The organism is Lacticaseibacillus porcinae (genome assembly GCF_003946305.1).
GTDB classification, from domain to species: Bacteria; Bacillota; Bacilli; order Lactobacillales; family Lactobacillaceae; genus Lacticaseibacillus; species Lacticaseibacillus porcinae.
The window spans coordinates 213,006-235,612 of the sequence record NZ_RHNS01000001.1; the positions used below are offsets into that span (position 1 = coordinate 213,006).

At 48.2% G+C, this 22,607-nt stretch carries 25 protein-coding genes, 2 tRNA genes and 1 other annotated feature; of the genes, 3 read left to right on the forward strand and 24 right to left on the reverse strand.

Going from position 1 to position 22,607, the window contains the following annotated elements; all coding sequences use genetic code 11:
• Positions 1–29: 29 nt before the first annotated feature.
• From priA to EKM92_RS00990, 5 genes are all read right to left on the reverse strand, one after another.
• Complete coding sequence (gene priA / locus EKM92_RS00970) at positions 30–2,387, reverse strand: primosomal protein N' (RefSeq protein ID WP_125707476.1); 2,358 nt, start codon at positions 2,385–2,387, stop codon at positions 30–32.
• 40 nt (positions 2,388–2,427) lie between these two features.
• Positions 2,428–3,615: a bifunctional phosphopantothenoylcysteine decarboxylase/phosphopantothenate--cysteine ligase CoaBC gene (gene coaBC, locus EKM92_RS00975; protein WP_125706980.1), complete on the reverse strand. Its 1,188-nt coding sequence runs from the start codon at positions 3,613–3,615 to the stop codon at positions 2,428–2,430.
• A gap of 97 nt (positions 3,616–3,712) precedes the next feature.
• Positions 3,713–3,952, reverse strand: a complete 240-nt coding sequence (rpoZ, locus tag EKM92_RS00980; protein WP_054713760.1) for a DNA-directed RNA polymerase subunit omega — start codon at positions 3,950–3,952, stop codon at positions 3,713–3,715.
• A gap of 11 nt (positions 3,953–3,963) precedes the next feature.
• Positions 3,964–4,596 carry a guanylate kinase gene (gmk, locus tag EKM92_RS00985; protein ID WP_125706982.1) on the reverse strand — a complete coding sequence of 211 codons (633 nt, stop codon included), beginning with the start codon at positions 4,594–4,596 and terminating at the stop codon, positions 3,964–3,966.
• Between the two features lie 66 nt (positions 4,597–4,662).
• Positions 4,663–5,340 carry a patatin-like phospholipase family protein gene (locus tag EKM92_RS00990; protein ID WP_125706984.1) on the reverse strand — a complete coding sequence of 226 codons (678 nt, stop codon included), beginning with the start codon at positions 5,338–5,340 and terminating at the stop codon, positions 4,663–4,665.
• A 99-nt stretch (positions 5,341–5,439) separates the two neighbouring features.
• Here EKM92_RS00990 and EKM92_RS00995 point away from each other — a divergent pair, with 99 nt between their 5' ends.
• Positions 5,440–5,739 carry a hypothetical protein gene (locus EKM92_RS00995; protein WP_125706986.1) on the forward strand — a complete coding sequence of 100 codons (300 nt, stop codon included), beginning with the start codon at positions 5,440–5,442 and terminating at the stop codon, positions 5,737–5,739.
• An 86-nt stretch (positions 5,740–5,825) separates the two neighbouring features.
• On the opposite strand, the gene recN is transcribed toward EKM92_RS00995, so the two are convergent.
• The 14 genes from recN to rplU all read right to left on the reverse strand — a co-directional run bounded on the left by recN (position 5,826) and on the right by rplU (position 16,021).
• A complete protein-coding gene (gene recN, locus EKM92_RS01000; RefSeq protein ID WP_125706988.1) occupies positions 5,826–7,529 on the reverse strand; it encodes a DNA repair protein RecN in 1,704 nt (567 codons plus the stop codon).
• A gap of 4 nt (positions 7,530–7,533) precedes the next feature.
• Positions 7,534–7,986 (reverse strand): arginine repressor, encoded by a 453-nt coding sequence (locus EKM92_RS01005; RefSeq protein ID WP_125706990.1) that lies wholly within the window; start codon positions 7,984–7,986, stop codon positions 7,534–7,536.
• Between the two features lie 53 nt (positions 7,987–8,039).
• Positions 8,040–8,864: a TlyA family RNA methyltransferase gene (locus tag EKM92_RS01010; protein WP_125706992.1), complete on the reverse strand. Its 825-nt coding sequence runs from the start codon at positions 8,862–8,864 to the stop codon at positions 8,040–8,042.
• A gap of 12 nt (positions 8,865–8,876) precedes the next feature.
• On the reverse strand, positions 8,877–9,737 hold the full coding sequence (locus EKM92_RS01015; protein WP_420812551.1) for a polyprenyl synthetase family protein: 861 nt from the start codon (positions 9,735–9,737) through the stop codon (positions 8,877–8,879).
• Positions 9,730–9,951, reverse strand: coding sequence for an exodeoxyribonuclease VII small subunit (locus EKM92_RS01020; protein ID WP_125706996.1), 222 nt, complete (start codon positions 9,949–9,951; stop codon positions 9,730–9,732). Before EKM92_RS01020 ends, EKM92_RS01015 begins: the two co-directional genes overlap by 8 nt.
• Entirely contained in the window at positions 9,944–11,296 is a 1,353-nt protein-coding gene (gene xseA, locus EKM92_RS01025) for an exodeoxyribonuclease VII large subunit (protein ID WP_125706999.1), read from the reverse strand. Before xseA ends, EKM92_RS01020 begins: the two co-directional genes overlap by 8 nt.
• Complete coding sequence (gene folD / locus EKM92_RS01030; protein ID WP_125707001.1) at positions 11,283–12,140, reverse strand: bifunctional methylenetetrahydrofolate dehydrogenase/methenyltetrahydrofolate cyclohydrolase FolD; 858 nt, start codon at positions 12,138–12,140, stop codon at positions 11,283–11,285. The genes xseA and folD overlap by 14 nt, the downstream gene beginning before the upstream one ends.
• 288 nt (positions 12,141–12,428) lie before the next feature.
• Positions 12,429–12,830 (reverse strand): transcription antitermination factor NusB, encoded by a 402-nt coding sequence (gene nusB / locus EKM92_RS01035; protein WP_125707003.1) that lies wholly within the window; start codon positions 12,828–12,830, stop codon positions 12,429–12,431.
• 1 nt (position 12,831) lies between these two features.
• Entirely contained in the window at positions 12,832–13,266 is a 435-nt protein-coding gene (locus EKM92_RS01040; RefSeq protein WP_125707005.1) for an Asp23/Gls24 family envelope stress response protein, read from the reverse strand.
• A gap of 30 nt (positions 13,267–13,296) precedes the next feature.
• A complete protein-coding gene (efp, locus tag EKM92_RS01045; protein ID WP_125707007.1) occupies positions 13,297–13,854 on the reverse strand; it encodes an elongation factor P in 558 nt (185 codons plus the stop codon).
• Positions 13,855–13,917: 63 nt separating this feature from the next.
• Positions 13,918–14,973, reverse strand: a complete 1,056-nt coding sequence (locus EKM92_RS01050) for a M24 family metallopeptidase (protein ID WP_125707009.1) — start codon at positions 14,971–14,973, stop codon at positions 13,918–13,920.
• A gap of 57 nt (positions 14,974–15,030) precedes the next feature.
• On the reverse strand, positions 15,031–15,321 hold the full coding sequence (rpmA, locus tag EKM92_RS01055) for a 50S ribosomal protein L27 (RefSeq protein ID WP_054713775.1): 291 nt from the start codon (positions 15,319–15,321) through the stop codon (positions 15,031–15,033).
• A gap of 24 nt (positions 15,322–15,345) precedes the next feature.
• Positions 15,346–15,690, reverse strand: a complete 345-nt coding sequence (locus EKM92_RS01060) for a ribosomal-processing cysteine protease Prp (protein WP_125707011.1) — start codon at positions 15,688–15,690, stop codon at positions 15,346–15,348.
• Positions 15,691–15,709: 19 nt separating this feature from the next.
• Complete coding sequence (rplU, locus tag EKM92_RS01065) at positions 15,710–16,021, reverse strand: 50S ribosomal protein L21 (protein WP_056962314.1); 312 nt, start codon at positions 16,019–16,021, stop codon at positions 15,710–15,712.
• 30 nt (positions 16,022–16,051) lie between these two features.
• Positions 16,052–16,121: a sequence feature (ribosomal protein L21 leader region), on the reverse strand.
• A 132-nt stretch (positions 16,122–16,253) separates the two neighbouring features.
• Between rplU and EKM92_RS01070 the strand changes: the two genes are divergently transcribed.
• On the forward strand, positions 16,254–16,514 hold the full coding sequence (locus EKM92_RS01070; protein WP_125707014.1) for a hypothetical protein: 261 nt from the start codon (positions 16,254–16,256) through the stop codon (positions 16,512–16,514).
• A 797-nt stretch (positions 16,515–17,311) separates the two neighbouring features.
• On the opposite strand, the gene EKM92_RS01075 is transcribed toward EKM92_RS01070, so the two are convergent.
• The 4 genes from EKM92_RS01075 to EKM92_RS01085 all read right to left on the reverse strand — a co-directional run bounded on the left by EKM92_RS01075 (position 17,312) and on the right by EKM92_RS01085 (position 18,181).
• Positions 17,312–17,533, reverse strand: coding sequence for a hypothetical protein (locus EKM92_RS01075; RefSeq protein ID WP_125707016.1), 222 nt, complete (start codon positions 17,531–17,533; stop codon positions 17,312–17,314).
• Between the two features lie 116 nt (positions 17,534–17,649).
• Positions 17,650–17,772, reverse strand: a complete 123-nt coding sequence (locus EKM92_RS13805) for a hypothetical protein (protein ID WP_263853882.1) — start codon at positions 17,770–17,772, stop codon at positions 17,650–17,652.
• Between the two features lie 177 nt (positions 17,773–17,949).
• Positions 17,950–18,023 (reverse strand) — tRNA-Pro (locus EKM92_RS01080).
• An 84-nt stretch (positions 18,024–18,107) separates the two neighbouring features.
• Positions 18,108–18,181, reverse strand: a tRNA-Arg gene (locus tag EKM92_RS01085).
• Between the two features lie 116 nt (positions 18,182–18,297).
• Here EKM92_RS01085 and EKM92_RS01090 point away from each other — a divergent pair.
• Positions 18,298–20,676 carry a Xaa-Pro dipeptidyl-peptidase gene (locus EKM92_RS01090; protein ID WP_125707018.1) on the forward strand — a complete coding sequence of 793 codons (2,379 nt, stop codon included), beginning with the start codon at positions 18,298–18,300 and terminating at the stop codon, positions 20,674–20,676.
• Positions 20,677–21,246: 570 nt separating this feature from the next.
• Here the strand turns inward: EKM92_RS01090 and glnA are convergent.
• On the reverse strand, positions 21,247–22,590 hold the full coding sequence (gene glnA, locus EKM92_RS01095; protein ID WP_125707020.1) for a type I glutamate--ammonia ligase: 1,344 nt from the start codon (positions 22,588–22,590) through the stop codon (positions 21,247–21,249).
• Between the last annotated feature and the right edge of the window lie 17 nt (positions 22,591–22,607).

A 22,607-nucleotide genomic window follows, 5' to 3' on the forward strand; every position in this document is an offset into this window, starting at 1 on the left:
TTTAGTGGCGATGGGTCGCCTCGGTGTGTTTACATAAATGATTGTGGTTCTGGATCAATCGCGACTTGAAAGCCTTGTTTTACACTGGCTTGAGTTTCGTCTAAAATCTTGGCTAGCGCAGCGTTTAACTGGGGTTCGCGTTTGTATTTGATCACCATTTGATAGTAGTAGCGTTTCTTTAACCGGGCAATGGCACCAGGGGTTGGCCCTAACACCCGTGCAGAGTCAGATAACACCGCATTCAATTGCGCTGCTAAACTGTAAATCGCCTTTGCGGCTTGCGCTTCATCAGGATGGCTGACGGTCAACTTCATGGTAAAGAAGTAAGGCGGGTAATCCCCGCGATGGCGAATCGCCATTTCCGCATAGAAAAAGCCTTCGTAATCTTGTTTGGTCGCATATTGAATCGCATAATGCTCAGGATTAAAGGTTTGGATCATCACCTCACCTGGCTTATCCGCCCGCCCAGCGCGACCAGACACTTGCGTCAACAACTGAAAAGTGCGCTCGCCAGCACGAAAATCTGGTAAGCCTAACGCAGTATCCGCATTGATCACCCCAACTAAGGTGACATTTGGGAAATCTAACCCTTTGGCGATCATTTGCGTTCCGAGGAGAATATCCGCGTCATGATTGCCAAATTGCTTCAACAATCGCGCATGACTGCCTTTTTTCCGTGTGGTATCCACATCCATCCGCAAAACCCGCGCTTGGGGGATGAGTTCATTCAAACTTGCGGCGACTTTTTCAGTGCCAGTGCCATAGTAACGGATCTTCTTAGAACCGCAGCTTGGACAAACAGTCGGGATCGGTTCTTCATGGCCACAGTAATGGCACTTCAAGCTGTGGGAATCCATATGCAAAGTCAATGAAATATCGCAGTTAGGACATTGCACCTTATACCCGCATTCACGGCACATCACAAAACTGGAAAACCCGCGTTTATTCAACAACAAGACACTTTGTTCATGACGTTCAAGCCGCTGTTTTAGCGCGTCTAATAACGGTTTGGAGAAATCATCCCGACCGCCATTTTGATACGCTTGTCGCATATCGATCAAATGCACTGGCGGCAACGGTTGTTGATTGATCCGCTCAGGCAAAAGCAAACGCGTGTAAACCCCTTTTTCTGCACGGGCCCGTGATTCTAGACTCGGTGTTGCCGACCCTAACACCACAGGTGCATGCATCGTTTGCGCGCGGTGTAACACCACATCTCTTGCATGATAACGCGGGGCATCAGCTTGTTTATAGCTGGTTTCATGTTCTTCATCAATAATGAAGACCCCGATATTGGTCAGCGGCGCAAACACTGCCGACCGCGCGCCGACGACAACTTGAGCTTCCTTGCGTTCAATGCGGCGCCATTCATCAAATTTCTCCCCGCTAGACAAACCAGAGTGAAGGACGGCGACCCGTTCACCAAAGCGTCCGCGGACACGTTTGACCATTTGTGGCGTTAAGGCGATTTCAGGCACTAACATTAACGCGGTTTGCCCTTGTTGCAAAGCTTTGGCAATGATCTGCAAGTAGACTTCGGTTTTCCCAGAGCCAGTGACCCCTTCTAACAAAAAGGTTTGCGGATCATTGGCATCAACCGCATGACCCACCGTATCAACGACGTGTTGTTGCGCAGTGGTCAGCGTCAAAGGCTGCGTTAACACTTGGCCTTGCATTTGCGGATAAGGATCGCGGTAAACTTCTTGTTCGATTAAATGGAGCCAACCTTTTTTAGCAGCGGCGGTAATTTGAGTGCGCGGCATTTCACTTTTGATGGCTGGGATCGCAGGGGTTTCGTCATTAGCTTGCCATTGCGTGAGCAAGTCTAATAAACGGGCTTGTTGTTTGGCATTGCCATTCAAGCCTGCTTTAATAGCGGCATATTCGGTTGCCGTTTTGTCCGGTACAATATGGGTCACGGTTTTTACCTTGGCGCGATCATGCAAACGATATTCAACTTCCAGATCACCATGCTGGACAGCTTTCAACACTGGCGCCAACGCTGATTCTGGTAAGTCATCTAACGCTTGTGATTCAGGGATCAACGATTGACCAGCCGCTGTCAATGGGTGCACCCACTTGTCAGCAGCTGCTTTGAGTTGCGCTGGCAACATGGTTTGCACACAGGTGATCCAAAAGGCGAAAGTTGTGTCAGCTAACCACTTGGACAACTTTAATAATTCTGCATCAAGCACTGGTGCCGCATCTAAAATCGCCAAAATCGGCTTTAATTCCCCGTCAAATTCAGCATGATCAGCTAAAGCGACGACCATCCCCATTAATTTGCGTGAGCCTTTACCAAAGCCGACCCACACCCGCATCCCTGGTTGAATGGTATTTTCTAATGATTCAGGGATCAAATAATCAAACGGTCGATCGGTTTGCATGGTGGGAACATCAACGATCACTTTTGCAATTTGCACCCACTCACCCCATTTTCTGTTGTATCGTGTTTAAAATTTGTTCAGCGATTTCAAGTTTTGACGCTTCTGGCACCTGTTTTGGTTCGTGGTTTGGTTGTAATAACCACACAGCGTTAGTATCTTGATTAAACCCATGTCCGTGACCGACTAAATTGGCCACTAAGAGATCGGCATGTTTCTTTGCTAACTTCGCTTGGGCATGCGTTAAGAGCTCATCAGTTTCTGCCGCAAAGCCCACCACCAATTGATGCGTCTTTGCTGTCCCTATCGATTTGAGAATGTCAGGATTTTGTGCGAGTTCAAGCGTTAAACCTGACTCTTCAGAAACTTTCTTGAGTTTGTGGTCACTAGGTGTTGCCACATGATAATCTGCCACAGCCGCAGCCATGATCACCACATCACTGGCATCAAAGTTTAAGGCAACAGCTTGTTGCATTTCACTTGCTGATTGCACCGCACTGACGTGAACCTGCGGCAAAGTCGGTAAATTGGCAGTGGTGATCAACTCAACGTCGGCACCCATGGCAGCGGCAATATTTGCTAACGCAGTGCCCATTTTTCCAGAAGAGTCATTGCCGATGTAGCGCACTGGATCGATCCGTTCTTTGGTGCCACCTGCAGTGATCACCACCTGTTTGCCTTGCAAGGTCGGTTGTGGTTGATAGGTGTCGACAAATAACGCAATCACTGCTTCTTCAGGCATCCGCCCGACTGCTTGATAACCTTCAGCTAAAAAGCCAGTCGCAGGCGGGAGTACTGCCATCCCCAATGATTTGAGGTGTGCGATATTCGCTTGCGTTTGGGCATTCAGCCACATTTGATCATTCATCGCAGGGACCACCAGCTTTGGACCGTTAAATGCGAGTAAAGCGTTGGTCACCACATTATCTGCAAAACCACTAGCGAGCTTGGCAATGGTATTCGCGGTGGCGGGAACGATCAACGCCATATCCATCCAATGCGCAAAAGCGACATGTGCAACATGACTAGGATCATCAAATTCATGTTCATCCGTTAATACCGGATGCTTGGACACTGTCGCTAACGTTTGCGAAGTGACGAACGCACCAGCTGCCGGCGTCATCGCCACTTGCACCTCATGACCTGCTTTGATCAACATTCTGATCAAATTCGGCACTTTATAAGCTGCGATCCCACCAGTCACAAAAACCCCAATATGCTTGTGCAACATGTTCGCCACTTCCTTTCTCAAGTATTATACCAAACGACGCAAATGGTTTTTAATGAAAATAAAAAGCCAAGACCCAAGGCCTCGGCTCCGAAATACTTTATTCGTGATCCAGCTTTTCAGCGTCACGTTCTTTTAACTTGGACGCTGGGTCGATGATCACGTCGCCGGCAGCCACTTCTTCAAGGGCTTGGCCGACAGTTTTCAACGACTTGTAGCTTGGCAAAGTTTTGATGCCGTTGCTTTCAAGTTCATGGGCGCGCTTTGCTGCAAGCACAGCCAAGCTGTAACGAGAAGGCACTTTGTCTAACAATTTATCAATAGAAGGATAGATAATCATGATTGGACTCCTTATTTGGACTGAGAAATGGGATCGTCATCGAGCATTGCTTTGTAGCGATCGATCACACGAGGGACGCGCAAATGTTCACTTTCAATAATGCGTTCGATGCGTTTCACCGCTAAGTCTACTTTATCATTAACGACGGCATAATCATAGTTCGCCATCATGGCAATTTCATCAGCGGCTTGGGTGATACGCTTTTCGATCACTTCTGCTGAATCAGTACCACGACCAGTCAAACGATGCTTCAATTCTGAAAGATCTGGTGGCGTTAAGAAAATGAACACCCCATCGGGACATTTTTCGCGGACTTGCATGGCGCCTTTAACTTCGATTTCCAACAGCACATCGCGGCCGGAATCTAAGGTTTGGTTCACATACTTTAACGGCGTGCCGTAGTAGTTGCCAACATATTGGGCATACTCAAGCATCCCACCAGTGGCGATTTCATGTTCAAATTGTTCCTTGGTGCGGAAGTAGTAATCAACCCCGTCAACTTCACCTGGGCGCATATTGCGGGTGGTCATCGAAATTGAGTATTGGAAGTCGCGATAATCGCCTGCCAGCATCGCTTGCCGAACTGTCCCTTTGCCGACCCCACTTGGACCCGACAACACGATCAGCATTCCCCGTTCTTGCATGCTTTAACCTCTTTCATCCTATAGTGTTATTTTCCATTTTGCACTTTTTACACTTATTTGTAAAGGCTAAAAACTTGACGCAAGAAACGATTGTGCTTGCGGGCTTTGCATCCAAGTATGCCCAGCGTCACGACCTGCTTGCAATAAAAGCTGACGATGCTTCAACGAAAAATCAAACATCGCCCCAGTATGTTTCGGCGGATAAAGCACCGGCGTTTCACCGATTTGAGGCGTTGGCCCTAACCCCAATGCAGAAATTCCTAAAATTTGGGTCGCCCCAAGATCCCGCGCGATCGCCACCGGCAAGTCATTAGCGACGCCGCCATCGACATACCAATTGCCTTTGATTTGCTGCGAGGCAAACCAACCAGGCATGGCGCTACTCGCAAGTAACCATTGAGTGGCATGATCAGGCGTTAAGGTCACGACTTGCGCGCGCCGTTGCGGCAATCGCGTTGCCACTGCTAACGCTGGCCAAGGATTGCGCACCAGTCGGTTTGAAATAGCTGTGATCAACTGTTGCAGCGGTTGCGTTTGCCGCGGCCACAAGTGATCTGGGACGCGAGTGTGCCACCACTCGGCCAATTCCTTCGGTGTCAGTCGCGTCGTGGCCCAAGCATTGATCGCACCGATGGAGCTACCGATCACAAAATCTGGTTTAAGCTGTGGCCCGACAACTTCCCACACCCCTGCTTGAAAGGCACCGCGGACGCCACCGCCACCAAACACCACTGCCAAAGCCATTCAATCATCTCCAAAAAAATATTTTTGCCAAAGCCTTGCATTTTAGAACAAGCGTTCGTATAATGAAATCATCAAGAACAAACGTTCGGAGGAGTCATCATGGAAAACAAAGCGCAAACTTTTCAAACGGTCCGTCACAATCTCATGGCCTCATATCGTCAATTCTTTGCCTTAGAAGCACCTAAGTTGACCATGCCTGTCGTTCAACTCCAGCATAACACGGCGCAAAGCTTAGCACGCCATTATCGCGTGGCAGTATTTTTCAAAGATGACTCCCCTGCTTTAGTGGGTCACTTCACGCGGCAACTCGATGCCCACCGTTTCATTTTACAAGCTTATCAAAGCAACTTAGTTCGCGTGGTCACCGATTCAGAAATGAGCTTTATCAAACGCGTTTAAACCTCCCTCGCCGCCTTGAGCCTTGTGTTCAAGGCGGCTTTTTGCGTTGTCGCAAAAAAAATCAGCCGCTAAGCTGATCTTCAAGATTATTGCCTTAATTGTTCACGAGTGGTAGCCGCCATTTTCAATAACTCACTGGCATGTTCTAATGCGAGTTCCGTCACCGTGTCACCTGCTAACATCCGCGCGATTTCATCAACGCGTTGGGCTTGCGTCAACGGCGTGACCGTGGTTTTGGTGCGGCCATTTGCAACTTGTTTTTGGATCAAATATTCGTGATCGCTCATCGCCGCCACTTGTGGCAAGTGGGTGATGCACAACACTTGTGACTGCGTGGCGATGGTTGAGATCTTGTTGGCAATGGCTTGGGCAACGCGACCTGAGACCCCAGTATCTACTTCATCAAAAATAATACTGGTGACGCCATCAGATTTGGCAAAAATCGTCTTCAATGCCAACATGATCCGCGACAATTCCCCACCACTGGCAATTTTCGCTAATGGTTTTGCCGCTTCACCAGGGTTCGTTTGAATGTAAAATTCAACCACATCTAACCCATCAGGACGCTCAGCATTGTGAGCCACTGGGGTGAATTGCACCGAGAAAATCGTCTTAGCCATGTACAATGCTGCGAGTTGTTGATGGATCGCATCAACTAATTGTTTAGCGGCAGCTTTGCGGGCTTTGGTGAGTTTGGCGCCGACGGATAATAATTCTGCATGTTGTTGGGCGACTTGATCTTCAAGGTCTGAGGCATCAGCATCTAAAGCTTCCATATTAGCGAGCTCTTCGGCAGCCTTTTGGCCATAGGCGATCACCTTAGGTAGGGAATCGCCATATTTACGTTCCAATTGTAAAAATAATTCCAAGCGTTTTTCGATGTCATCTAAACGCCCTTCATCAAAGGTTTGATCATCGACTTGCCGCGCGAGGTCACTTTGGACATCTTGCAAGGTGTAATACGCCGATTCCAATTCGCTGGCAATGCTAGCAAACGCTGGATCTAAGTCGGCAATATCTTGCATATTCCGCATGGCTTCCGCCACTTGATCTAACGGGTTCGCATCATCTTCATCACTGAGCACCGCCGCAGAGGCATTCAGCGCAGTGGAAATGCGTTGAAAGTTGGCTAAACGGTCGCGTTCTGCAGATAATGTGGTTTCTTCATCAGGATGCAAGTTGGCACTTTGAATTTCTTGCACTTGAAATTGTAACATGTCCAAGCGCTGCGCCCACTCTTGTTCGTTGGCTTGCTTTTTACGTAAAGCTGACGCTGTGTGTTGATATTTCGCGTAAAGGCTTTGGTAGTCGCTGAGCAATTGCTGCAACGTCGCATCACCGAATTGATCCAGCAGGCCTAAATGTGATTCTGGATGGACCAGTTGTTGATGTTCGTTTTGGCCGTGAATATCAACTAAAGTTTCACCGACTGCGCGCAATGTCGACGTGTTGACCAAATGGCCATTGACCCGACAAATATTGCGGCCTGAAGCGTAAATATCGCGTTGAAGCAGCACACTACTGTCATCGGTATCCAAATCAAATTGTTTAAGCACAGCCACAGTTTTAGGATTGCTAGTCGCATCAAACAAGCCTTGCAGTTCCGCTTTAGCCGCGCCAGTGCGGACAAAATCCGTTCGTCCGCGGCTACCTGCCAGTAAGCTGACCGCATCGATAATGATCGACTTACCGGCGCCAGTTTCACCAGTCAACGCAGTCATTCCGGTTTCAAAGCTTAATTCCAATTGATCGATAATGGCAAAATCATGGATCACTAATTCTTGTAACATCGCGTCACCCAACCATCGCGTCGATCATTTCCAACACTTCTTTGGCTTGGGCATTACCGCGGCATACGATCAAAATCGCGGCATCCCCAGCGATCGTCGCAAAGATCCGTTGATCATGCAGTTGATCGATCAAATTCCCCACAGCAGGCGCAGTCCCTGGATTCATCACCAAATGCACGAATTGATCCATGCGATCGCCATGACGATAAGCTGCGGCCAAGGTGCGACGCAACTTATCTAAAGGCGAAAGTTGCTTTTCCAAAGGCAGTGAGTAGCGATAGCGCCCTCCTGTGGTCGGTACTTTCACCAGTTGCATGTCTTTGATGTCACGGGAGATCGTCGCTTGGGTCACTGGTACGCCATCAGCTTCAAGGGCGGTGACAAAATCACTTTGCCGTTCGATCACTTGATCTTTGATCAGTTGTTTGAGGTATGCTTGTCGTTCATTTTTTTGCATCAAAAGGCCACCTTTACTGAAATCGTTACCAATAGCTTAACGCAACTCACCGTTTAATGAAACTTCGGCTTTAATTCTGCATAAGCTGAAGCCAAGGTGTCATCGACACTGACGTTATCGGCCTTGACGCCGGTAACATCGCCATTTTGTAAATGGATCAGAAATTCGATATTACCTTCGCCACCTTTGATCGGCGAGAAGTCTAAACCTAACACATTAAACCCAGCCCCTAACGCAAAATCAACGATCATGTTCAACACCATGCGATGCACTTCAGGATCGCGGACGATGCCTTTTTTTCCGACATTGGCAGGACCGGCTTCAAACTGCGGCTTGATCAACGCCACCGCATGACCACCAGGTTGTAAAATCGACTTCAATGGCGGCAAGATCAACTTCAATGAGATAAACGACACATCAGTCATCGCAAACTCGACTGGCCCATCGGTGAAATCTTCTGGTTTAGAATAACGGAAGTTCACCCGCTCCATCACATTGACCCGCGGATCTTCACGCAACTTCCATGCCAATTGATTGTAGCCAACATCTAAGGCATAAGACATTTTCGCCCCTGCTTGCAACGCCACATCAGTAAAGCCGCCGGTCGATGCCCCGATATCAAGCACCGTCAACCCGGTTAAATCGATGTCAAACACGTCTAACGCTTTGGCAAGCTTCAACCCGCCGCGAGAGACGTAAGGCATGGTTTTGCCTTTGACATGTAAAATGCTGTCAGCGGCAATTTTGACCCCTGGCTTATCCAAGCGCTCATTGTTTTGGTCGTACACTTCACCAGCCATCACGGCGCGCTTGGCTTGCTCGCGGGATAAAAACAAGCCTTGTTCTACTAATAAGACATCGATACGTTCTTTACTCATGAATTCCTCTTCTTATGCGTCAAAATAAGTTAAAAATGCGGCTAACTCAGGCACTGGCCGAGACAGTTGCGTCAAAGCGTCATTCGCTTGTTGCACTTGTTCAGCTAAGGCCTTACGCGCACCTGCTAAGCCTAACAACGCTGGATAGGTGTTTTTGGCTTCAGCAATATCTTTATTCGCCGTTTTTCCTAAAGCTTGCGTCGACTTAGTGCGATCATTGATATCATCTTGAATTTGAAAAGCTAACCCAAAACTTGCGGCAAATTGATGCAAGTTTGCGGCATCAGCTTCAGAAACTGAAGCTAACACTGCCCCCATATCCACCGCCGTTGCCAGCAATGCCCCAGTTTTCAAGGCGTGCAAATGTTTGAGCTGTGCGAGGGTTAAATGGTGGTGTTCGCCTTCAATATCTAACACTTGCCCGCCGACCATGCCATTAGCACCGACCGCTTGGGCAAATAATTGAAGACATGTCACCAGTTGCGCAGGTGTGGTTTGGGTTTGACTCAACAAGTCAAACGCTGACGACTGCAACCCGTCGCCAGCAAGGATCGCTAAGGCTTCACCGAATTGCTTATGGCTAGTGGGTTTGCCCCGCCTGAGATCATCATTATCCATTGCAGGTAAATCATCATGGATCAGTGAATAAGTGTGTAAACACTCTAAAGCTGCCGCTGCTGGCAAACAATCTTCAACAGAACCACCAAAACTTGCAACAGTCGCCAACAATAACAGTGGTCGCAAACGTTTGCCGCCAGCAAACAACGAATAGCGCATCGCCTCTTGCAACGGCTTAGTGGTGATGGTGTTTAAATGGGCGTCTAGCGTTGCCATCACCTTTGGCACATACGCCTGTGTCTGCGGCTTAAGCATGGTCAGGATCAAACGCTTTGACTGAACCATCATCAGTGACTTCTTTGGTGACGGCTTGTTCCGCGTCTTTTAATGTGGTTTCAAGTTTTTGCGACAGTTGGACCCCAGTTTTAAATTGGGCTAACGCTTGTTCCAAAGGCACATCGCCTTGTTCCAATTGCGCGACAATTTTTTCTAATTGCGCTAAGTTGTCTTCAAAAGTTGGTTCAGCCATTTGCGTTGTTCTCCTTTAATTGTTGCACTTGGGCCGCGACTTCACCGTCTTGGGTGTGAATGGTGACAGTAGCGTCCACTTGATAATCTGAGGTGGTCTTTAACATTTTACCATTATCATCCGTCACATAGGTGTAACCACGACCTAAGATTTTCAACGGACTTAAATGATCAAGGCCGGCGACTGCTGATTGCATCGCTTGTCGCTTGTTGACAAGCTCAACGGCAGTCGCATGGGTCAAACGTTGTCGCAGTTGTTGGACGACTTGGGTTTGTGCATTCAACCGTAACTGCAAATTCCGCGGGGCTAACGCGGCTCGACACAACGACACTCGGTGGCCTAACGCCTCTAATTGACTTTGCATCACTTGTTGCAAACGCGTCGTCAACTGATCGACTTGTTGGACATATTGATCATATAAGCGATTGGGTTGCGTCAACACCACACTTTTTTGACTGCGAGCTAAGCGTTCTTGCAACGCAGTGAGGCGATTTTGCATCGCGGCGGTGATGCGGCTGCGATATTGGGCGATGCCGTTGATTGCATCCACTAAAGTGACTGGTGTGACCAATTCAGCAGCGGCAGTCGGCGTCGCAGCCCGATGATCAGCGACAAAATCCACGATTGTGGTATCCGTTTCATGACCCACTGAAGAAACCACTGGCATTGGCATTGCCAGTACCGCTTGGGCGACTGTTTCATCGTTAAATGGCCACAAGTCTTCAATCGACCCACCGCCACGACCAATGATCACCGCATCATAGTCACCATGTTCAGCAACGCGATGCAACTGCCGCACCAAATCTTTCGCCGAACCATCGCCTTGCACCACAGCAGGATACAAAGTCAATTGCAACCCAGGATAACGCCGCGCAACCGTGGTGCGAATATCCTGGATCACCGCACCGCTAGGACTGGTGATCACTGCCACTTGGGTGGGGAATTGCCGCAGCGGCCGTTGATTTTGCGCGAAGGCCCCAGCTTTTTCCAATTTGGCTTTGAGTTGTTCATACGCTTGATAAAATGCGCCGACACCATCAGGTTCCATGTGTTCGATCACGATTTGATATTGACCACTCGCGGCATACATGGTGACCCGGCCGACCACTAACACTTTCATCCCTGATTCTGGGGTAAATTTCAACTTGTTAAACGCTGATTTAAACATCACCGCAGAGATTTTGGCATGGTCATCTTTTAAGGAAAAATACTGATGCCCTGGACGCAGGCGAAAATTAGAGAGCTCGCCAGTTAAATAAACCCGATTCAAATACGGGTCTTGATCAAATTTACGTTGTAAATACGCTGACAGCGTGGTGACACTGAGATACTCATGCGTTGGCATGCACTCGCCTCTTTGCTAATTCAACTGTTTGGATCATTAAACTGGCGATGGTCATGGGACCAACACCTCCTGGAACTGGGGTAATGGCTGAAGCGATCGGTGCGACTTGTTGATAATTCACATCACCGACTAACTTGCCTTCAGCGTTGCGATCCATGCCCACATCGATAACAATGGCACCAGGTTTCACCATGTCAGCAGTGATCATTTCCGCACGGCCAGTTGCGACCACCAGCAAATCTGCTTGGGCGCACACTTTGGCCAGATCTTTGGTTTTAGAATGCGCAATGGTCACAGTCGCCGAGTGATTCAACAATAACGCCGCCATGGGCCGCCCGACAATATTGGAGCGGCCGACGATCACCGCATTCATGCCAGTCACGTCGATGTGGTAATGATCAAGTAAGGTCATGATGCCATAAGGCGTAGATGCCACCACTTGCGGCATGTTGGTCCAAAGTTTCCCCACGTTCATCGGATGGAAGCCGTCAACATCTTTGTTCGGTGCAATGGCTTCGATCACCTTTTGTTCATCGATGCCTTCAGGTAATGGCAATTGCACTAAAATGCCATCGATGGTGGGATCAGCATTCAATTCAGCGATTTTATTTAAAAGTTCCGCTTCAGTTGTCGTTTTTGGCATGGAGATCTGCAACGAGCGGATCCCTAAACTATCAGCGCGGCGATGTTTGTTGCGGACATAAATCGCACTGGCTGGATCTTCACCCACTAAGATCACAGCCAATCCTGGTGTGACGCCTTTAGATTTTAATTCGTCTACTGTTTGCTTTAATTCAACCATTAAGTCGTTGGCAGTTTGTTTGCCGTCAAGTACTGTCGTCACGATTGTGCCCTCCTAGGGTTTACCCATACCATTAATATTATACATTGTCATTGCATATTCAGTCCAACGCTTTGCATTGAACGTCAGCACTCCCCTCCAGAACCGCCGACGCTCATGATTTCATCTGCGCCATCCAGATCCTATCACGTCAAGCTGTAGATCATTCAACTGCGGTCATCAGCATCCGTTGCCATCGTCTCACAAGTTCTCCAATAGCCGCCTATTGAAAAAATATTATCGCCGTAAAAATACGAAAAGCCGGGAATGTTTTCACATCCCGGCCAACGATCATTGCTGATCTGGTTTAACAAAGTGTGCCAAAATCCCGTTGACGAACTTCGCGGCTTTGTCATCACTATATTTCTTCGCTAACTCAATGGCTTCATCGATCGCCACTTTATCAGGAATCGCTTCGTATTGGATCTCGTACAAGCCCAAACGCAACGTGATCAAATCAGGTTTGGTCAAGCGATCGATGCGCCAACCTGCTTTTAAGCGGGTGGTAATGGCGGCATCAAGTTCTGCTTCATGGGCCAAGACGCCATCGACTAATTCCGTCATGTAGCTAGGTGTTTCTTCGCCTTGAGGTAATGCGTCTGCGTTGACCGTTTCGCGATCAGCGTCAGGATTTGCGTTTAATGCGAACAACGCTTTGAAAGCCGCTTCGCGCGCTTCGTGTCTGCCTAACATGTTAGTCGTCTTCCTCGTTTTCATCAGTGTCTTTAAATAAATCATCGGGATCGATCTTCGGTGCTTTTTCAGGCACGACGCCGACCACATGGACATTGACAACCGCCAAGGTCAAGTCAGTCATGTAAAGCAATTGTTCCCGCAAAGATTCTTGCATCGCCATGGCTACTTTAGGGACAGCCACGCCGTAATCCAAGTAAACATAAACATCTGCGGTCAAGGTATCATTATCAACAGTCAGTTCGACGCCTTTGCCGTGATTGGCGCGGCCGAACCACGCGTTGATGGTGCTGGCGAGGCTGCCACGCATTTGGTAGACCCCATCCACTTGTTGTGCGGCGATCCCTAAAATCACTTCAAGTACTTCTGGCACAATTTCGATGGACCCGTCTGCATCCGTGCGATTTGCCAGGATGATATTTGTATCTTCAGCCATAAGCAGCCTCCTTGAGCTTTTTAAAAATGATTAAGCACGTGAAATGTACGTACCGTCTTGCGTGTTGATGGTCAACACATCACCTTCGTTAACGAAAAATGGCACTTGAACCACTAAGCCAGTTTCCATAGTAGCAGGCTTGGAACCACCTGAAGAAGTATTCCCACGAATACCAGGTTCAGTGGCAGTAACTGTCAAGTCCACTGTATTCGGCACTTCCACACCAAGTGTTTGCGCCCCATGCATGATGATCTTGACTTCCATGTTTTCTTTCATATACTTCAGTTGTTCTTGGATCTCGTCACCTGGCAAACTCAATTGTTCGTAGGTTTCCATATCCATGAAGACGTACGAGTCGCCGTCAGCATATAAATATTGCATGGTCTTAGTGTCGATTTGGGCTTTTTCCACTTTGGCAGTAGAACGGAAAGTCATTTCCTGAACTGCGCCAGTGTTGAGGTTTTTCAACGTGGAGCGGACAAAAGCAGAACCTTTACCAGGTTTAACGTGTTGGAATTCAACAACGCGCCACAAGGCCCCATCGACTTCGATGGTCAAGCCATTTTTAAAATCGTTAACAGAAATCATGTGTTTCCTCCATTATTGTCTCGTACTAGATTAACTATAGCAAGCAGGTGTCACGCACGCAAGTCAAACCGGCACGACCTCAAGGGTCGGCGGGGCTTGTGACGTGAGCACGATCGGATCATCAGCTGTGATCAAAATATCGTCTTCGATACGCACACCTCCAACACCTGGTACATAAATACCAGGCTCGACTGTTTCAACATTGCCAGGGGCTTGGGGAACTTCACGATAAGGTCCCCAAGCGCCAGGGCCTTCATGGATCGACATCCCGATCCCATGTCCGGTACCATGACCGAAATATTCGCCGTAACCGGCGTCATCAATGAAGTGATGCGCAAAATCATTGATGGTTTTGCCTAACACACCGGCACGCATTTGTTTGGTGGTGGCAAGATTTGCTTCATAAACCACGTGGTAGATCTGTTCAAGTTCGGCAGTGGCATGGCCCATCACAAAAGTGCGGGTAATATCTGACACATACCCATGATACACCGCACCCCAGTCTAACGTCACTATGTCGCCATCAACAATGACTTTGTCGCTAGCCATTCCATGAGGCATCGCAGATCGTAAGCCGCTGGCAACAATCGTTTCAAAGCTAGTGCCAGAAGCACCTAAGCTTTTCATAAACTGATCTAAGTCATTGGCGACTTGCAGTTCAGTCATGCCAGGTTTAATGGTTTGAAGGACATGTTGATACCCAGCTTCAGCAATGGCGATCGCTTGTTTGATGTCAGCGAGTTCCGCATCGTCTTTGACTTCGCGCAAACCAGACACAAGGTCGGTGGTCGCTTGCCACTGAGCCGGCCCTTGCAACTTCAAAAAGTCAGCATAAGTCATGTATTCCGCTTCAAAGCCGATCACCCCTTGGGCATGTTCGGAAGCGGCACTTAACAAGTGGTCTTGGTGTAATACCAAGCGACTGTTGTGGACTTGTTGATGAAATTGGGTGGTGAAGCGCGAGTCAGTGATAAACAAACTGTCATCTGCGGTCACTAACAATGCCGATTCATCACCAGTAAAGCCAGTTAGATAACTGACGTTCACCGGATCGGTCACCAACAACCCATCTAAATGTTTTGCTTTGAGTAATTCACGCAGCCGAGATATGCGACTCATGTGTGCCTCCGTAAACTTGAAACCAAAAAAACGCCCCGTCGCCGGAGCGTTTCGTGATTATTCAGCTTGTGCCGCTGGATAAACGGATACTTGCTTTTTGTCGCGGCCAAGACGTTCGAATTTAACGACGCCATCAGCTTTAGCAAAAAGGGTATCATCGCCGCCGATACCGACGTTCAGACCCGGATGGATCTTCGTGCCGCGTTGACGGTACAAGATGTTCCCTGCCAAAACAGTTTGGCCGTCAGCGCGCTTAGCGCCCAGACGACGACCTGCAGAGTTACGGCCGTTGGAAGTCGAGCCGCCCCCTTTATGGTGAGAGAAGAATTGCAAGTTCATCTTTAACATGTGGATACACCTCCGAATGTAGAATTAGGATTGATTAGAAGTTTCGATCTGAACATAATCGCCATACGATTCAGCGATGCTCTGCATAGATAACTCAAGGTTTTCCAGCAGGATCTGCGTGATGTGCATTTGTTCGCCAGTCAATTCTTGGTCGATCACCAATTGGAGGTGACCGCCATTGACTTCGTCGGCATCGACATGAGGCGTGAAACCCGCTAAGGCTTCGACCCCATTGACAGCGCCGATGGACACTGCCGACACAGCAGCACAGACAATATCTTGTCCATACTCACCAGCATCAGCGTGGCCAGTCAACTTGAATTTGACCAAGTTCCCAGAAGCATCACGGGTAAAGCGTGCTTTGATCATGTATTTTGCCTTTTTTTAATTAAGCGTTGATCGCGTCAATGACAACTTTAGTATAAGGTTGACGATGACCCTTCTTTTGATGGGAATGCTTCTTAGGCTTGTATTTGAAGGTCACGACCTTCTTTTCACGGCCTTGCTTCTCAACTTTACCAGTAACGGTTGCGCCGTCGATCGTTGGTGTGCCGATCTTGGCGTCGCCTTCGCCTGCAACCAAGATCACTTGGTCAAAGGTTACTGTTGCACCTTGTTCTGCGTCCAGCTTTTCAACGTAGAGAGCTTCGCCCACCTGCGCTTTGTATTGCTTACCGCCAGTTTTGATAATTGCGTACATCTTGTGCACCTCCTGTTTTGCCCGTAGGCTTAATCCCCTGATGACTCGCCAAGTTAGGTGCTGTGCTTTGAAACCTAACGTTGTGCGGTTGCAGATGAGGGGTGACAAATACAACAGAAAGATTGTATCAAATAATCACCGGCGATTCAACCCTGCAAAGAAAATTCTCTTGACACGTGCTTGTCGCGTCGCCTGATCACCGGTATACTATAAGAAAAAAAGGGGGCGCACCATGCTAATCGCATTGATCGACATCTTGATCTTCGTGATCACCGCTGGGTTGTTAGTGACGATCATCGCCCGCATCCCAACGCCTTTGAATTTGGTGACCGGCTTGCTCACAGCATTGATCCTCGCATTGATCGCCGGGGCCATGTTCACTTGGCACACCACATTCATGTTACTGTACATATTATGGATGCTTTTCATCATTGCCGGATTGTTCGGCTTGCGCTACTGGTTGCGCAGCAAACATTCCGCGCATTCACGCTAAAATCCAAAATAAGAGGTTGAGATATCATTCGTCTCAACCTCTTATTTTGGATGATATCCATCAATGTGAGTGTTTCATGCCACCATCAGGCGACAGTGGACTAGCTCCGTTTCAGTGATTTGAAATTGGGACTCCAGCTGGCTCGCCGCTGCATAATGAGGGTCCTCGGGAAAGCTAGCCGAGATGTGTCGCTACGCTCCCCACTCGCCGGATCTTTCCCTGCGGCTTTCCGTAAGCGGTAAACCGCTAACGGAAATCTCACTATGTAGCGGCGGCCAGCTTCCGTCCCAATTTCAAATCACTTCCACTACGCTAGGCCACTGTCGCCTGATGGCTACGAAACACGTGGCGTCTACGTTGATATCATGTTTGTCAACTGAATGACGCCGTATCATCAACGTATTTGATTTGTAAGCCAGCGATATCAATGTAGAAAAGCTGTGGGCGGAGATGATTTGGCAAAACGGAGGTGAATTGGACAATTGCCTGTGGGAGTGAAATCAAGTGAAACGCCGGTTTGTGGCGGTTCGCGCAGATTTCACCGGCAGATTTTGAGACAAAGTGATTTTCTTTGGCTCAAAATGCGTCGAAGACCCGTAACATCGGCGGGCTTTGCCGATTTCTGCAGACGGCCGCACCGGCAACTTGTCTAATTCACCGTATGAACCCAAATCGTCGGATCCCACAGCTTTTCGTGCCGGAGGCATATTGGCATAGTTTGCTGAAACACTCACGATTCCGGACATCAATTGCAACGAAAAAGGCTAAGCGCGAATCTGATCTTTGCCACGTGTTGTTTATGCCCATTCAAAGCGGATCAAATCGCGAAAGTCATAATGACGACCATCACTGGTGTCGACGCTGCCTTTTTTATCGCGGAGTTGTTTGAAGATCAAATCGTGATCAGCTAACTTAAAGCGATGTTGCACCGTCGTACCATCAGTAAACGTCAGCCGCCAAGTTTCTAATGCCGGTTGTTTGGCTTTTAAAAGTTTGCGCAATGCTTTTTGTGATTTCATGATCGCCCTCCACGTGCTGATTTACAAAAACCGGCGCGAAAAGTTCTCGCGCCTGCCCCTGCCAAGGACCTTTATTTTACCGCAGAAAAAAAGACCGGACAAGTCCGGTCTCAGCCTTAAGCTTTGAGTTTGGCCACAGCTTGTTCGATCGTGCGCCCAGTGCCAGTGTGATGTTGGTTTTGGGTGTCGATAGCGATGAATTGTTGTGTGGTCATATCGAGTTGAATTCGATAAGTCATAAATATTACCTCCATTCGGTTAATACGTGAATGGTCTCTTGGTAGCGATGTACTTATAATACTTTATAAAAGTAAGACCGTCAAGTATTATGCGTTCAAATAACAACATATTTTATGTTAACAGGTTTTGGCGACAAAAAAATCAGCCTGAAGTCTCAGGCTGATTTCATACATTAGTCGGGAAAACAGGATTCGAACCTGCGACCCCCTGGTCCCAAACCAGGTGCTCTACCAAGCTGAGCTATTTCCCGAAAAGCTAGTGGCTTATCGCCGAAATCTATCTTACCAGCTATTCATGAAAATGCCAACAACAATTTTCATAAATCACCGATAAATGTGCCAGGCGGGATTCGAACCCGCGACAAATGGTTTAGAAGACCATTGCTCTATCCAACTGAGCTACTAGCACGTTTTCATCATATTAGTATAAATATTCAAATCGGCCCTGTCAATTCAAATCGCTTGCACCGCGCGGATACCTTCGCTACACTAACAGTATTATGTGAACGAAATGAGGAACATGCAATGAAACTCAATCAATTTGGTCGCCTGACGCCAAATGTCGCCACTCAACTTCAAGAACTCAACCAAATCGGCTTTAACGCCGATCCTGACTTACCATTTGCGCAAAGTTTAGCTGAAAATTACCGTTTATGTTTTCCAGAAGCGCTAAACGCCGCCCAACAAGCTCAAGCGTTGACCACCATTGCCGTCGATGACCATCAAAGCTTAGCCACGTTTATCGAAAATGCGCCAACGCAAATGACGCGCACGCAATTTTACGCCGTGGCGTTGCAGTTGTTAAGCTTTCGTCCTGAATTCAAATCATTAAACAGTGCTGTTGATCAAATGCAAGCGGCACAACTGCCAGTCGTGGACACCGACTTAACCACTACCGCTGACTTTCTCGAAGCGCTGTATCTCCTATTAAATACCCGTACGCCGAAATTAGTGACTTACCTTGATGACTTAGCCAACCGCGGCTTTTTCAAGAATTTTCAAGATGATCACGACGTTCCACAGTATTTATTTTTCAATGGGAAAAGCCAAGCCGTGTTTGATCCGCGTCAATTGATTCGTGAAGTGGTGTGGGTGGAATCAGATCTGGATACTGATGAAGACGGGCAACGCGATTTGCTGGAAACCACGATTTTTCGGCCTAAAGCGACTGATCTCGGCACAAAAATGCCGGCGTTGTTCACTGCCAACCCTTATTTTCATGGCACTAACGATGAACAAGTTGAAGCAGCGACGCATGTTCCTGAACCTGAACTGGCGGTCAAAACGCAAAGTCATACCAAAACTGACGTCACCTATCATGAACCAGCAGCACTTGATCTCCCGAAAGCCGAAGCTTCAGCCACGACGCACACCGCAACCAGCTATGGTAGTGAAAATGGCATTTACAGCTTAAATGATTACTTCTTAAGCCGCGGATTTGCGACGGTCTATTCTGCAGGAGTCGGCACCCAAGGCTCTGACGGCTTACGCAGTGTCGGTGGTCCTAGCGAAACCGCCAGTGCCGTGGCTGTGATTGAATGGCTCAATGGTTCGCGCCGCGCCTTCACCGATCGCACCCGCACCACCACCATCGATGCTTGGTGGTGCAACCACAAAATCGCCATGACTGGCAAATCATATCTCGGCACCTTAGCCATTGCCGCTGCCACTAGCGGTGTCGCTGGCTTGAAGACGGTGATTTCCGAAGCTGCGATTTCTAGTTGGTATGATTACTACCGAGAAAATGGTTTAGTCGTGGCCCCTGGAGGCTTTCAAGGTGAAGACGCGGATGTGTTAGCTGTCGATACCTTTTCTCGATTGAAGCAAGCTGGTGACATGCTTGGCATTCAAAGTAAATGGGAAGCGTCACTACAAGCCATCGAAGCCGCCCAAGATCGCACCACTGGCGATTACAACGCTTGGTGGGACGCGCGCAACTATCGCAACCACCTCAAAGAGATTCGCTGCGATATCGTCTCAGTGCACGGCTTAAACGACACCAACGTCAAGCCTGCCAATGTCATTCGCTTGTTTGAAGGGCTCAAAGACTTGCCGATTCAAAAAAAGTTGTTTTTGCATCAAGGTCAACATGTTTATTTGAACAATGTACTGTCGCTTGATTTCACTGATCAAATGAATTTGTGGTTGACCAACAAATTGCTCGGCGTCGACAACGGTGCTAACGACACGCTACCAAATGTGCAAGTTCAAGATAATGTCCAACCGCAAACTTGGCATCAATATGATGCTTTTGGCCCGTCAACCACCGAATCGCTGAATTTAGCAACAGACTGGCAAAGCGTTCGCTCAAGTTTTGCCGACAACGCCACTGCCACCTTTAACGCGGCTCACGACACCAGCGCCAGCTTTGAAACAGCGATCATTCAACCGACCAGCGCCTATGCTGACAGTCGCTTGTGGTTGACGCAAGCGCCGCTGGATCATGATTTGGTGCTAGACGGCACACCTGATATCACCTTGAAACTGTGGATCGATGCGCCAACTGCGATTTTAAGTGTGCGGTTGATCGACTTAGGTGAAGCCAAACGCTTCGGCGAAACCGCAAGCACTGTGGCTCGCGACGGCTATCAACTTGGTTATGACTATAAAACGCAAGATATCGTCGAGTTCGCCCCAGTTAAAGCAACTGACGCAAAGTTGATCAGCTATGGTCACGTCAACGTTCAAAATCCTGAGAATGCCTATGAAATTCAAACCATCACGCCAGGTGAGCCATTCACCGTGCACTTTGACTTGCAACCAACGCATTACGTTTTACCAGCTGGTCGTCAACTTGGCTTGATCATTCACGGTGCCGACATGGCGCAAACCATTCGCCCGACAGCTGTGGTCAACTATCATTTAGACCTCGACCACTCCCAACTCAATTTACCAATACGTTGATCATACGCAAACACGTCTTCGCAATTTGAAGGCGTGTTTTTTGCTTTCTGGCTTTTAGGCACAACAAATCCACGAAACAGTATTCTGCTTCGTGGATCCGCGGCTTCTATGCCATTTAATTACGTGTCTACAGTTCAAAACAATATCAAGGACGTTGCTGCGGGCCTTGGCTTATTAGACCTCAACCACGTTCGTCGCTAATCGGCTTTGCACTGCCTTTCGCAAACAGACGTCGCCTTGCGTCTCACGTCACCGTGAGGGCACTACTCCCGGCTGTAACTGGTTTGAGTCCACGACTGGGACCCTTCAGTACCGGCACTTTGGAACTGGAGATCTAGCAGCGCTCGACAGTTAAGCCCAGATGCTACGGGATGGTCTCCGAGAGTTTAGCGGGCACTTCCACCCGTCGCGAAGTGATACGAGTGACCTGCGCTAAGCCACTCACTCCTCATAGAATTCGACGTCATGATAACGCCTTCAAAAACAATTGTCAAGTATTTTTTGTAACCGATCTCAAAAAGTTTTTCTCCAGCAAAAAAGCCTCGTTTTTCAACGAGGCTTCCCCACACATTAATAAAGTTCAAGGTATTGATCGCGTTCCCATTCAGAAACGGATTGACGATATGCCGCCCATTCAAGATCTTTAGAATCTTTGAACGATTGATACAAGTGATCGCCTAAAGCACCTTTGACCACAGGATCTGCAGCTAAAGCTTTCAACGCGTTATGCAACGTGGAAGGTAAGTCTTGGATATGGTTGGCTTTACGTTCATCATCTTGCATGCGGTAAATGTTGCGATCGATCGCATCTTCTGGCGTCAAGCCGTTGCCGATCCCATCAAGGCCTGCTTCCAAAATGGCGGCAATGGCTAAGTATGGGTTAGCCGTTGGATCAACAGAACGCAATTCCAAACGGGTCCCTAAACCACGAGATTGTGGGACGCGGATCAATGGTGAACGGTTAGTCCCAGACCAAGCGATGTAAACTGGGGCTTCAAATCCTGGGACCAAACGCTTGTAGGAGTTGACTGTGGGGTTGTTGATGGCAGTCAAGCCACGGGCGTGTTCCAACAAGCCAGCTAAGAAATGCTTGGAGGTCACAGACAATTGATCTTCGCCATTTTCATCATAGAAGACATTGGTTTTGTCATCTTTGAATAATGACATGTTGATGTGCATCCCAGAACCGTTGATACCTTGTAATGGTTTTGGCATGAAGGTCGCATACAAGTTGTATTGACGGGCAATGGACTTGACCACCAGCTTGAAGGTTTGAATATTGTCGGCAGCTTGCAGTGCGTCAGTGTACTTAAAGTCGATTTCATGTTGGCCAGGTGCCACTTCATGGTGAGAAGCTTCGACTTCAAAGCCCATTTTTTCAAGTTCCAACACAATATCGCGTCGGCAGTTTTCGCCAAGGTCAAGTGGTGCAAAGTCAAAATATGAACCTTTATCGTTGAGCTTAGTAGTTGGTTGGCCGTTTTCATCTAATTTGAACAAGAAGAATTCTGGTTCTGGACCGATGTTGAAATCAGAGAAACCAGCGGCTTTCATCTTGTCGATCACGCGGATCAAGTTGTTACGTGGATCACCGGCAAAAGGAGTCCCATCAGATTTATGCACGGAGCAGATCAAACGTGCGACTTTGCCGTGTTCGTTGCCCCATGGGAACAATAACCAAGAATTGAAATCTGGGTACAAGCGCATATCACTTTCTTCGATGCGGACAAAGCCATCGATCGAAGAGCCATCAAACGCGATCTTGTTGTTCAAGACCTTCTCAAGTTGTGAGATCGGCACCTCGACGTTTTTGATGATCCCGTTAACATCGGTGAACATCAAACGCAGGAACTTCACATTTTCATCCTTGACACTTTGTCGAATTGCTTCGGCGGTGATCGTCTTCTTTGCCATTCTATTGAACTCCTTTG